Source organism: Bifidobacterium sp. UMB1197 (genome assembly GCF_030217745.1).
Classification (GTDB): domain Bacteria; phylum Actinomycetota; class Actinomycetes; order Actinomycetales; family Bifidobacteriaceae; genus Bifidobacterium; species Bifidobacterium vaginale_B.
Genome location: NZ_JASOOL010000008.1, coordinates 29,597 through 41,493, shown reverse-complemented (window position 1 = coordinate 41,493; position 11,897 = coordinate 29,597). Strand labels below are relative to the sequence as shown.

Below are 11,897 nucleotides of genomic sequence, written 5' to 3'. Positions count from 1 at the left end.
TTAGACTAATTGCTATAAATAGTGCTAATTGCTATAAGTAAAGTAGTTTTAAGCAATAAGTAGTGTTAAAACGAAAGGACCATAATGGCACAGGATTATGATTCTCCTCGTAGTAAAGACGAAGACGAGGAGTCGTTGGAAGCGTTAAGCAAAGGCTCGCAGAGTTCTGCAAACGATATAGACGATGATGAAAATGCTATTGCAGAAGATTACGAGTTGCCAGGCGCTGATCTTAGTAACGAAGATGCATCTGTTACGGTAATACCAATGCAGGGTGATGAGTTTATTTGCTCCGAGTGCTTCTTGGTAAAGCATAGGAGTCAGCTTGCTCAAATGTCTCAAGACGGTCAACCGATTTGCAAGGAGTGCGCAGCTTAATGGCTTACGACGAGACCTATACTGGCCCAGAGCAGGTAGAAGTTCTTATTAAATATTTGAACGATGGAACTGATAATACTGATAATAAGGCCAAAGTAGAGCATCTTTCTTACGCTCATGCTGGAGATGCTGGAGCAGATTTGCGCACTACAGAGGACTTTACTTTGCGTCCATTTGAGCGTGCGCTAGTGCCAACTGGCATTGCAATTGCTTTGCCTGCTGGTTACGTTGCTCTGGTTCATCCACGTTCTGGTCTCGCTGTAAAACAGGGCGTTACTGTTCTTAATGCTCCAGGAACGGTTGATGCTGGGTATCGTGGTGAAATTAAGGTTCCACTAATCAACATGGATCCTAATAATACTGTGCAATTTAATCGCGGAGATCGTATAGCTCAACTTGTTATTCAACGCTACGTTGAAGCTAACTTTGTTGAGGCGGATCAGCTTCCAGGTTCCGATAGATCTACTAAAGGATTTGGCTCTACTGGAGTACAATAACTCATTAAATCCGACTAGCTAAAATTGGGTTAGTCGGATTTATTTTGTTTTTGTAAATGTTGTATGATTTAGCTGGTTTTACAAGGTAGTATAGGATTTATAAATCGGGAGGTGCATTCGATGGCAGAAGTTCAAGACGACATTAAAGGCGCTAACATGCTCGGATGCGAAATTAGCGAAGATATGCGAGACCCATTGCGCCCTATACTGCAAATGTGCAAATGGCATCATCCCGATGAAAGCATGGATATTCTGCATAAGGCGTATAAAAGAGCCGTAAAGCAGCATACTGGTCAAAGGCGTAAATCGGGAGAGCCGTACATTATTCACCCGCTTGCTGTAGCTCAGATTTTGGCAGATCTTGGAATGGGTCCAATTGTTGTTGCCGCAGGACTTTTGCACGATACGGTAGAAGATACTGATTACACGCTAGAAGAGTGTAGGGCAGATTTTGGAGACACGATTGCTGGCCTTGTAGATGGCGTTACAAAAATATCCAATATGGAGTACGGCGAAAGCGCTCAAGCAGAAACAATCCGAAAAATGGTTGTTGCAATGAGCCGAGATGTGCGAGTGTTGGTAGTAAAACTTGCAGATCGATTGCATAATGCGCGTACGTGGAGGTACGTTAAACCATCTAGTTCGCATAAAAAGGCTCGAGAAACTCTAGATGTTTATGCTCCTCTTGCAAATCGTTTAGGCATGAATGCCATTAAAACAGAGCTTGAAGAGCTAAGCTTTAAGGTTTTATACCCTAAGATTTATAACGAAATCGTAGTGTTAGTGGCTAGAAGAGCTGGCCAGCGAGAAGTATATTTACGTCAAATTCTAGAAGAAATCAACGAAGATTTAAGTGCGCAACATGTTAAGGCATCGGTTAAAGGGCGACCAAAAGATTATTTCTCAATCTACCAAAAGATGATTGTTCGTGGCCACGATTTTGAAAATATCTACGACCTTGTAGGCGTGCGAATAATCGTTGATTCTATTCGAGACTGCTACGCAGCTCTTGGTGCCGTGCATGCCAGGTGGAGCCCTGTTCCAGGCCGATTTAAGGACTACATTGCTACTCCTAAGCTAAATATGTATCAAAGCTTGCACACGACTGTTGTAGGCCCTGGTGGAAAGCCTGTTGAGATTCAAATTCGCACATGGGATATGCATAGGCGTGCTGAGTTTGGTATTGCTGCTCACTGGAAGTACAAGGCAAACGGCCAAGCTGGGCGCGCTTTAAGTAAGCCAGATAAGGGTGATGTTAAGCGCGAGCAAGAAGAGAACAAAGAGCTTAGCGAATTAGATAACTTAAAGTGGATTCAGCAGCTTGCAGATTGGACTAGCGAAACGCCAGATTCCGACGAATTCTTGGGCTCCTTAAAGCAAGATCTTGGAGCTTCGGAAGTCTACGTGTTTACTCCAAAGGGGAGCATTGTTGCTCTTCCTCAAGATGCAACGCCAGTTGACTTTGCTTATTCTGTGCATACAGAAGTTGGACACAGAATGATGGGCGCTCGCGTAAATGGAAAGCTTGTTCCGCTAGATACAAAGCTTAACAACGGAGACACTGTAGAAGTTCTTACATCTAAGTCCGATACTGCTGGCCCTTCTAGAGATTGGCTTAGTTTTGTAAAAAGCCCTAGAGCTAGAAATAAGATTAGGCAGTGGTTTAGCAAGGAACGTCGCTCGGAGGCCATTGAAGAGGGCAAAGACGAGCTTACGCGCGCTATGCGTAAACGTAACTTGCCTCTTTCTACTTTGCTCACTCCGCAAGCGTTAATAGGTGTTGCAGAAGAGCTTAATATTACTGCTAATGTAGAGGCTGTTTATGCTGCGATTGGCGAAGGTCAGGTTTCTACACAAAATGTTATTTCTCGTCTTGTTAAAGATGCGGGAAGCGAAGAAGTAGCAGAAGAAGCGCAAGAAGAGGCGCTTCCGCTTAGAAGAGCAGAGCGTAATCGCAAGTCTAACGGCGTTCTTGGCGTTTCGGTAAAGGGCGTTGGAGACGTTTGGGTTAAGCTTGCGCGCTGTTGCATGCCTGTTCCAGGAGACAATATTGTTGGCTTTATAACAAGAAATCAGGGTGTTTCTGTTCATAGAACAGATTGCCAAAATATGATTGATTTGCAAAAGTCGCAATCGGAACGTGTTATTCCTGTTCAATGGACAAGCGACAAAGGCTTGTTCCTTGTTAAAGTTCAAGTAGAAGCTTTGGATCGTCAGCATTTGCTTTCGGATGTTACTAGAGTTCTTTCGGATCATGGAGTAAACATTCTTTCGGGAACGATTGCTACTGGAGACGATCGCGTTGCTACAAGCCAATTTACATTTGAAATGGCAGACCCTCAGCATTTGAATACTCTTCTTGCTGCAATTCGTAAGATTGATGGCGTTTTTGACGTTTATAGAATTACGGGTGCTAAAGATAGTGCGGAACCGCGACTTAGAAAAATGGAACGCGACTAAACTGCGATTAGATTGCGGCTAAACCAATACTAAACAATAAAACTTCCAGTCAAAGAGTGTTTTGGCTGGAAGTTTTGTAGTTTGTAGTCTTATAAGCTTTTACTTAATAACCTCAATGGATATAATTCCAACTGGCTCTAGTGGAGCGTCTGCTCTATCTGTTGGAACGGATTCGAGCTTATCTACAACAGCTTTAGACTCATCATCTACCACTTCTCCAAAAATCGTGTGATGGCCATCAAGCCAAGGAGTTGGAACAGTGGTAATAAAGAACTGCGATCCATTCGTGCCGTGCAAGCGGCCGTCTCTACCGCGTTGCTTTCCAGCATTTGCCATTGCAAGCAAATATGGCTTATCGAACTTTAAAGATGGGTCAATCTCATCGTCAAATTCGTAACCTGGGCCGCCCATTCCGTTTCCAAGAGGGCATCCACCTTGAATCATAAAGTCTTTAATAATACGGTGGAACGTCAAGCCATCGTAGAATGGTTGATTAGACTTTTCCCCGCTAAAAGGATCGGTCCATTCTTTTGCACCAGTGGCCAAGTCAACGAAATTTTTTACTGTAATAGGCGCTTTATCGTCAAAAAGATTAATCTTTATATCGCCTTCAGACGTATGCATGTTAATAAGTGTCATAATGCGATTTTCCCATACGTTAAAGACGGTTGGAAAAGTCAAGGCGAGCCGAAGTAAAGTGTGTTACTTGCGACTCGCCTTGTGCGCTATATAAAAGCATAGGATTTTATAGGCCAAAATCCATTTAATGTTTTTATAAAGCGTTTAACCAATATACTGAAACTTCTACTTATCTCTTTCAACCCTCGGCAATAGTCTTGCTGCGGGCTTCTTTTCAACAAGTTAATTAGGTTAATTGAATTAAACTTGTTGATCTTGCTGCAAAAATCTTGCAAAACAAGTTGTTTTAAAACCCAATTTTGTAAGATTTTGCAATGGAAAGTGATATTTGCATTTGGATTTAAGCTTGATATAAACTTACCCAAGTGGCCAAGCTCAAAATGAGTTTTGCCTGCAATGTTATCTCTATCCATACCATGTTGATTATGCATAGGTTGATTACGCATAGCAAACCCAACATGATAACAAGCTTTTTTGTGTTCAATCGCACTATTTTTAACGCGATTATTATGCATCCCCAAATGCATTTTTTCTACAGATAAGCAAAGATTCTCTTTTATGCAAAGATTAGTAAAGTAAGCAACATTTTGTAATAAGATAATTTTTTTCGCTGTAAAATCGCTAGCAAAGCATGCGCCAAGATTAAACTGTTTATGCATTAATGCATATGTGTAATCTGCTGTCATGCTATGCTCCCTACGTTGTATTAACTAACAGGTTCTAAGGGTAAAGCGATGTGCTTATCTCAGCCTTCTAAAAATAGAAAGCACCCCCGCAAATGTTGTGACATCTAATATTTTACATTAAAAGGTGATTTTTAAAAACGTGTAGCCATTTTGTGTGTGCTTTAGCGCTCATGATGGTTGATTTTGTTAGAAATTAAATCACCAATGCTTTGCACTAATTGCACAAGAATAATGCACAAAATTACTGCTGCGCTCATAACGTCGTATTGATAACGCTGATATCCGTAGCGAATTGCAATATCTCCAAGACCGCCTGCGCCAACGGCTCCAGCCATTGCAGAGAATCCAAAAAGCGTAATAAACGTTAATGCTGCTCCGCGAATTAGCGAAGGTAAGCTTTCAAAAAGTAGCACTTTAAATACAATTTGAGTGTTGCTTGCTCCAAAGCTTTGTGCAGCTTCTATAAGACTTCCGTCAACTTCTGCTAAAGATTGTTCAACAATTCGCGCTACAAACGGGGCAGCGGTTATAACCAGCGGAACAATAGCTCCGGGAACACCTAAAGATGTTCCAACAATAAGCCTTGTAAGTGGGATTATGGCAACAAGCAAGATTATAAATGGAATAGAACGAACAACATTTACAATGCTGCTTAAAACAGTGTTAATCAATGCGTTGTGGCAAATTCCTTGCTTTGCGCTTGTTATAAGAAGAACTCCTAATGGAAGTCCAATTACGTAGGCAAATAGTGTAGATATTGAAGTCATAACAATTGTGTCTTTTGTGCCTTCAATAAGTAGTTCGCCGTACTCGTCTATAAATTGTGAAATATTTTCTAGCATCTTATTTCACCTCACTGTTTTCGCTATTGCTGTTATCTTTGTTGTTTCTATGATTTTCAACGTGTTCGTTTGCAATAAGTGTTTTTAAAATATTGCTTTGCGGATTTTTAAAAAGCGTTGTGGTGTCGCCGATTTCTACTATGTTTCCGCCGTCAATCATGGCAACTCTATCGCAAATATTGCGTGCCACTGCAAGAGAGTGAGTAATAATAACCAATGTAACGTTAAGATCTCGGTTAATTCTTCTAAGCAAGTCAAGTATTTGCGCGGTAGTTGTTGAATCCAAGGCGCTTGTGGCCTCGTCGCAAAGCATAATCGAAGGATTGTTAGCAAGCGCTCGCGCAATGGCAACTCTCTGCTGCTGGCCGCCAGAAAGCTGAATAGGGTAGCGGTTTGCTAAATCTTTTAAGCCAACTAAGTCAAGCAAATACTTTGCTCGCTCTTCTCGTTCGTTTTTATTCGTGTGGTTTAGTTCCAAAGGAAAAGTCACATTTTGCAAAACTGTTCGCTGTTGGAAAAGACTAAAGTTTTGAAAAATCATGCCAATATTCGATCTAATATCAGATAAATCGTGATTTTTAGCGTCTGTAATATCTTTTCCGTCTATTACAACTCTTCCGCTTGTAGGTCTTTCTAGAAGATTTATGCAGCGAACTAGCGAAGATTTTCCAGCTCCCGAAGAACCTAAGATTCCAAAGACTTCTCCCGACTCAATAGTTAAGTTAATGTCTTTAAGTGCTTCGTGCTTAATTTTGCCGCTTGAATAAGTTTTGTAAAGATGCTCAATCTGAATCATTTTTCCACCGATTTTAAAACGAATTTTTAAACAAATATGAGGCACGTGCCTCTGGCTTTTTAGAGGCACATGTCTCTTTATTTGTGATTAAACGCTGTAATTACTTTAGAATACTGGCAAAACAGCGCCGTTGTAGTTTTTCTTTATAAAATCACGAACCTTGCTTGTTTTTAGCGCTTTTACAAGAGCCTTGATTTTAGCAAGCTTTTCGGAACCCTTCTTAACAGCAATAATGTTTTCGTATGTTTTAGCAGCAACGCCTCCAACCTTTTCGCTTGTAAGAGGATCTTTAGTTGGGTTAAATCCAGCTTGAATAGCGTAGTTTCCGTTTAGAGCAGCTAAATCAACGTCTTTAACAACTGTTGGGACCAAAGAGGCATCTAATTCCTTAAACTTTAGATTCTTTGGATTAGAAATAATATCCTTCTTGGTTGAGTTAACATCCTTTGGATTCTTTAGCTTAAGAAGCCCTGCGTCTTGCAAAAGAAGAAGAGCGCGAGCTTCGTTGGTTGGGTCGCTAGGAATTGCAACTGTTGCGCCATCTTTTAAGTCTTTAATGCTCTTGGTTTTTCCTGGGTAAAGTCCAAATGGCTCAAAGTGAATTCCAGCAATGGAAATAATATGAGTTCCTCTTTCCTTATTAAAGTTATTTAAGTATGGCAAATGCTGATGGTAGTTTGCATCAACTTCGCCTTCTTCTACAGCAGTATTTGGCTGAACGTAGTCGGTAAATTCCTTAACAACCAACTTATAACCCTGCTTTTGCAAAATTGGCTTAACAACTTTGTTTAAAATATCGCTGTGAGGAGTTGGGGAAGCTGCAACCTTAATCACCTTATCGTCTTGAGTTGCACCATTTGCCGAAGATCCGCATGCGCTTAGTGACAATCCTAAAATCGCAGTTAGCGCGGTAAGAGCTGCAATGGCCTTTGTGTTCTTTTTTGTGATTTTCATATTTTTCCCCTTGTCCTTTAATGTTTTTGTTAATCGCGCTGTTTTGTAGCAACGGAATATCAATATATGCGATTTTGTAGCAGCTTCGCTACCTATTTTCTATTTGTATAATTTATGACGAGTTACTAAGACTAATTAAATCAAGCAGATAGTCAAGAATTATTTTTTGCATTTAGAGCTTGATTTTTTGTTTTTTCTATTATTTTGGCGTGGCGTTTTGCAATCTTTCTGTTTTAGACGCATTAAAGTGATATGGCTTATGCAACATGGCCTATAATAAAACCATGACTTCTTTGCGTTTAGCTTTAGCTCAAATTGACACTTGCGTTGGAAACATAAGCAAAAATACGGATGAAATATTGCGATTTTGCAAAGACGCACGTAAGGGAAATGCGGATATTGTTGTGTTTCCAGAGATGACACTAACTGGGTACCCAATCGAAGATCTTGCTTTGCGTGCAACTTTTAGAAAAGCAGCTAATAATGCCGTTTATAGTCTTGCAAAAAGCTTGGAAGATAGCGGTTTGGGCGATTTATTTGTTGTTGTTGGAACAGTTGGAGTAGATAGCGAGTCTGGAAAGCCAAGGAATCGCCTGCTTGTTATTAACAATGGCAAAGTGGCGCTTGTTTACGACAAGCATTTCTTGCCAAATTATGGCGTTTTTGACGAATTTAGAATCTTTTCTTCTGGAAATGATTGCGGAATTCTAAACGTTAAAGGCGCAAAATTAGGATTTGCCATTTGCGAAGATATTTGGCAAGATGGCGGCCCAGTTGCGCGTCTTGCTAAAGAGGGGATCGATGTTTTAGTAACAATCAACGGTTCTCCATACGAAGAAGGTAAAACGGATATTCGCTTAAAACTTGCGCAAAAGCGAGCTAAAGAGGTTAATGCTCCGCTTGTTTACGTAAATCAGGTTGGTGCTCAAGACGATCTTGTTTTTGATGGCGGCAGTTTTGTCGTAAACGCAGACGGGTCTTTGATTGAGCGTTCTAAAATGTTTGATCAAGACTTAAGTTTTGTTGATTTTGATACGTCTTTAAAAACGCAAAAATGCTCAACGATTGCTCAAAAATTAGACCCAGACGAAGAAGTTTATTGCGCATGCGTTTTAGGATTAAGGGATTACATGCGCAAAAATGGCTTTAAGGGCGTATGCTTAGGGCTTTCTGGAGGAATCGACTCTGCGCTAGTTGCAACTATGGCGGCGGATGCTTGCGGAGGGCAAAACGTTTGGGGCGTTTCAATGCCAAGCATGTATTCTTCGCTTGGTTCTAAAGACGATGCTTGCGATTTAGCTAATCGCCTTGGTGCGCATTACGATATTCAGCCTATTGAGCCGCTTTTTAAGTCGTTCCAGAATCAGCTTGATTTACAAGGCGTTGCTGCCGAAAATTTGCAGGCACGCGTTAGAGGCGTGATTGTTATGGCGTACTCCAATTCAAAAGGTTTGCTGGCGTTAGCTACTGGCAATAAGTCGGAGCTTGCATGCGGTTACTCTACTATTTATGGAGATGCGGTAGGCGGGTATGCGCCTATTAAAGATTTGTTTAAGACTCGCGTTTGGGCGCTTTCTAGATGGCGTAATCGCGCTGCTAAAAATGGAGTAGGTCTTGGAATGTTGCATATTGCTGGGAGTGAAGATTTTCCTAAAGACAATAATCCTAAAGAAAATGCTCCAAAAGATGGCATTCTTATACCTGTAAACTCTATTGTTAAGCCTCCTAGCGCAGAGCTTAGGCCTGGGCAAAAAGACTCGGATTCTTTGCCAGAATACGACTTGTTAGATAAAGTGCTAGCGGCTCATATTGAGCTTGCTCACGGGCGAGCGGATTTGCTTGCAGATGGTTTTGATGAGCGCACGGTTGATACTGTTATTGGGCTTGTAGACCGCGCGGAATGGAAGCGTAGGCAGTATCCGCTCGGGCCAAAAGTTAGTGCGATTGCGTTTGGTAGGGATAGGCGAATACCAGTAACAACGGCGTTTAGGGAGTAGACGAAAGGAATAGGCGAAGGCTGGGAGCGGATTAGTGGGCTCAATAAAAGTCGCAAGCAGCCGTTGACTTTCTACGCGTTGTATATGTGCTAGTTTGAGGATTCAAACTAGCATTTTTTATTAAAAATAAGCTAAAAAACAGTAAAATGTGAGGTAACTCACGTTAAAAATGCCAAAAATCGACGTGTACTGTTTAAACATTGCTCTAACATAGTAGAGAAGGCGACGTGAAGAAGCGTCGTGGATACGAAAGGAGTCAAATATGGCATCAGTGGATGCATCCGTTCTCAGCGAAGAGGATCTTCGTGCAAAAGCGTGGGATGGATTTACAAGCGGCAATTGGGAAAAAGATATTGACGTTCGTGACTTTATCCTAAAGAATTACACCCCATACGAGGGCGACGAGACGTTCTTGGCAAACGCCACCGAAAAAACGAAGCATATGTGGAAGTACCTCGACGACAACTACTTGGCAGTTGAGCGCGAGCGCCGCGTATACGACGTTGAAACCCATATTCCAGCAGGCATTGACGCAATGCCAGCAGGCTACATTGAAAGCCCAGAAGTAGATAACGTAATCGTTGGTCTTCAAACCGACGAACCTTGCAAGCGCGCTATGATGCCAAACGGCGGTTGGCGAATGGTTGAGCAGGCCATTAAGGAAGCTGGCAAGGAAGTTGACCCAGAAATCAAGAAGATTTTCACCGTTTATCGCAAGACTCATAACGATGGCGTGTTTGGTGTTTACACCAAGAATATTAAGATTGCTCGCCACAACAAGATTTTGACTGGTTTGCCAGACGCTTATGGCCGTGGCCGTATTATCGGTGATTATCGTCGTGTGGCTCTTTACGGCGTTAACATGCTTATTGAGTTTAAGAAGCGCGATAAGGATTCTATTCCATACCGCAACGACTTTACCGAGACCGAGATTGAGCATTGGATTCGCTTCCGCGAAGAGCACGATGAGCAAATCAAGGCTTTGAAGCAGCTTATTAACTTGGGCAACGAGTATGGCTTGGATTTGAGCCGCCCAGCTCAAACCGCTAAGGAAGCTGTTCAGTGGACTTACATGGGCTATCTTGCTTCTGTTAAGAGCCAGGATGGCGCTGCAATGAGCTTCGGCCGTGTTTCCGCATTCTTCGATTGCTACTTCGAGCGCGATTTGAAGGCTGGATTAATCAACGAAACCGACGCTCAGGAAATTATTGATGCTTTGGTTATGAAGCTTCGTATTGTGCGCTTCTTGCGTACTAAGGATTACGACGCAATCTTCTCCGGAGATCCATACTGGGCAACTTGGTCCGATGCAGGCTTCAGCGATGATGGCCGTACCTTTGTTACTAAGACTTCGTTCCGTTTGCTCAACACTTTGACCCTTGAGCATCTTGGGCCAGGTCCAGAGCCAAACATCACTATTTTCTGGGATCCAAAGCTTCCAGAAGCCTACAAGCGTTTCTGCGCACGAATCTCTATCGACACTTCTGCAATTCAGTACGAGTCCGATAAAGATATTCGTGAGCACTGGGGCGATGACGCTGCTATTGCTTGCTGCGTTTCCCCAATGCGCGTTGGTAAGCAAATGCAGTTCTTCGCTGCACGCGTTAACTCCGCAAAGGCTTTGCTCTACGCGATTAACGGTGGCCGCGATGAAATGACTGGCATGCAGGTTATTGATAAGGGTGTTATTGACCCAATCAAGCCAGAAGCTGATGGAACTCTTGACTACGAGAAGGTTAAGGCCAACTACGAGAAGGCTTTGGAATGGCTTTCCGAAACCTACATTGAGGCTTTGAACATCATCCACTACATGCACGATAAGTATGCGTACGAGTCCATTGAGATGGCTTTGCACGATAGGGAAGTCTATCGTACACTCGGTTGCGGTATGTCTGGCTTGTCTATTGCTGCAGATTCCTTGGCTGCTCTAAAGTATGCAAAGGTTTACCCAATCTACAACAAGGATGCTAAGAATACCGAAGGCCACGAGTACGAGTACATCGAAGGCGCAGACGACGACTTAATCGTTGGTTACAAGACGGTTGGCGAGTTCCCAATCTACGGTAACGATGATGATCGTGCTGATGACTTGGCAAAGTGGGTTGTAAGCACTGTTATGGGTCAGGTAAAGCGTTTGCCTGTGTACCGTAATGCTGTTCCAACTCAGTCCATCTTGACTATTACTTCTAACGTTGAGTACGGCAAGAACACTGGTTCCTTCCCATCTGGCCACAAGAAGGGCACTCCTTACGCTCCAGGTGCAAACCCAGAAAATGGTATGGATTCTCACGGCATGCTTCCATCCATGTTCTCCGTTGGCAAGATTGACTATGACGATGCTCTCGATGGTATCTCTTTGACCAACACCATTACTCCAGACGGTTTGGGTAGAGACGAAGACGAGCGCGTTAACAACCTTGTTGGTATTTTGGACGCTGGCAACGGCCACGGCTTGTACCACGCAAACATCAACGTTTTGCGCAAGGAACAGCTTGAAGACGCTGTTGAGCACCCAGAAAAGTACCCACATCTTACGGTTCGTGTTTCTGGCTACGCAGTGAACTTTGTAAAGCTCACTAAGGAGCAGCAGCTCGACGTTATTTCTCGTACATTCCACCAGGGTTCAGTTACTGACTGATTCTGATTGA

10 protein-coding genes are annotated in these 11,897 nt (G+C 42.6%); 5 read left to right on the top strand and 5 right to left on the bottom strand.

Annotated features, from left to right (window positions below; genetic code table 11):
• The first annotated feature begins 84 nt into the window (after positions 1-84).
• From QP420_RS05415 to QP420_RS05405, 3 genes are all read left to right on the top strand, one after another.
• Positions 85-378: a DUF4193 domain-containing protein gene (locus QP420_RS05415; RefSeq protein ID WP_004574584.1), complete on the top strand. Its 294-nt coding sequence runs from the start codon at positions 85-87 to the stop codon at positions 376-378.
• A complete protein-coding gene (gene dut / locus QP420_RS05410) occupies positions 378-875 on the top strand; it encodes a dUTP diphosphatase (protein ID WP_060786398.1) in 498 nt (165 codons plus the stop codon). Before QP420_RS05415 ends, dut begins: the two co-directional genes overlap by 1 nt.
• 120 nt (positions 876-995) lie before the next feature.
• Complete coding sequence (locus tag QP420_RS05405; RefSeq protein ID WP_415688726.1) at positions 996-3,335, top strand: RelA/SpoT family protein; 2,340 nt, start codon at positions 996-998, stop codon at positions 3,333-3,335.
• A gap of 99 nt (positions 3,336-3,434) precedes the next feature.
• Here QP420_RS05405 and QP420_RS05400 read toward each other — a convergent pair whose 3' ends face one another.
• The 5 genes from QP420_RS05400 to QP420_RS05380 form a co-directional block, all read right to left on the bottom strand.
• Positions 3,435-3,974, bottom strand: a complete 540-nt coding sequence (locus QP420_RS05400; protein ID WP_060786400.1) for a peptidylprolyl isomerase — start codon at positions 3,972-3,974, stop codon at positions 3,435-3,437.
• A gap of 86 nt (positions 3,975-4,060) precedes the next feature.
• Positions 4,061-4,660 (bottom strand): hypothetical protein, encoded by a 600-nt coding sequence (locus QP420_RS05395; protein WP_415695552.1) that lies wholly within the window; start codon positions 4,658-4,660, stop codon positions 4,061-4,063.
• Positions 4,661-4,821: 161 nt separating this feature from the next.
• Positions 4,822-5,502, bottom strand: coding sequence for a methionine ABC transporter permease (locus QP420_RS05390; RefSeq protein ID WP_060786402.1), 681 nt, complete (start codon positions 5,500-5,502; stop codon positions 4,822-4,824).
• 1 nt (position 5,503) lies between these two features.
• A complete protein-coding gene (locus tag QP420_RS05385; RefSeq protein ID WP_481616774.1) occupies positions 5,504-6,298 on the bottom strand; it encodes a methionine ABC transporter ATP-binding protein in 795 nt (264 codons plus the stop codon).
• A gap of 105 nt (positions 6,299-6,403) precedes the next feature.
• Positions 6,404-7,252: a MetQ/NlpA family ABC transporter substrate-binding protein gene (locus tag QP420_RS05380; protein WP_481616773.1), complete on the bottom strand. Its 849-nt coding sequence runs from the start codon at positions 7,250-7,252 to the stop codon at positions 6,404-6,406.
• A 284-nt stretch (positions 7,253-7,536) separates the two neighbouring features.
• On the opposite strand from QP420_RS05380, the gene QP420_RS05375 reads away from it, so the two are divergent.
• Both QP420_RS05375 and pflB read left to right on the top strand, forming a co-directional pair.
• On the top strand, positions 7,537-9,249 hold the full coding sequence (locus QP420_RS05375) for an NAD+ synthase (protein WP_415695566.1): 1,713 nt from the start codon (positions 7,537-7,539) through the stop codon (positions 9,247-9,249).
• A gap of 262 nt (positions 9,250-9,511) precedes the next feature.
• Entirely contained in the window at positions 9,512-11,887 is a 2,376-nt protein-coding gene (gene pflB, locus QP420_RS05370; protein ID WP_060786406.1) for a formate C-acetyltransferase, read from the top strand.
• Positions 11,888-11,897 lie beyond the last annotated feature (10 nt).

Excerpts from the sequence above, each read along its gene's own strand:
- pflB (WP_060786406.1), top strand. The coding sequence starts at position 9,512 with ATGGCATCAGTGGATGCATCCGTTCTCAGCGAAGAGGATCTTCGTGCA.
- QP420_RS05385 (WP_481616774.1), bottom strand. The coding sequence starts at position 6,298 with ATGATTCAGATTGAGCATCTTTACAAAACTTATTCAAGCGGCAAAATT.
- QP420_RS05380 (WP_481616773.1), bottom strand. The coding sequence starts at position 7,252 with ATGAAAATCACAAAAAAGAACACAAAGGCCATTGCAGCTCTTACCGCG.
- QP420_RS05415 (WP_004574584.1), top strand. The coding sequence starts at position 85 with ATGGCACAGGATTATGATTCTCCTCGTAGTAAAGACGAAGACGAGGAG.
- dut (WP_060786398.1), top strand. The coding sequence starts at position 378 with ATGGCTTACGACGAGACCTATACTGGCCCAGAGCAGGTAGAAGTTCTT.
- QP420_RS05400 (WP_060786400.1), bottom strand. The coding sequence starts at position 3,974 with ATGACACTTATTAACATGCATACGTCTGAAGGCGATATAAAGATTAAT.
- QP420_RS05405 (WP_415688726.1), top strand. The coding sequence starts at position 996 with ATGGCAGAAGTTCAAGACGACATTAAAGGCGCTAACATGCTCGGATGC.
- QP420_RS05375 (WP_415695566.1), top strand. The coding sequence starts at position 7,537 with ATGACTTCTTTGCGTTTAGCTTTAGCTCAAATTGACACTTGCGTTGGA.
- QP420_RS05390 (WP_060786402.1), bottom strand. The coding sequence starts at position 5,502 with ATGCTAGAAAATATTTCACAATTTATAGACGAGTACGGCGAACTACTT.
- QP420_RS05395 (WP_415695552.1), bottom strand. The coding sequence starts at position 4,660 with ATGACAGCAGATTACACATATGCATTAATGCATAAACAGTTTAATCTT.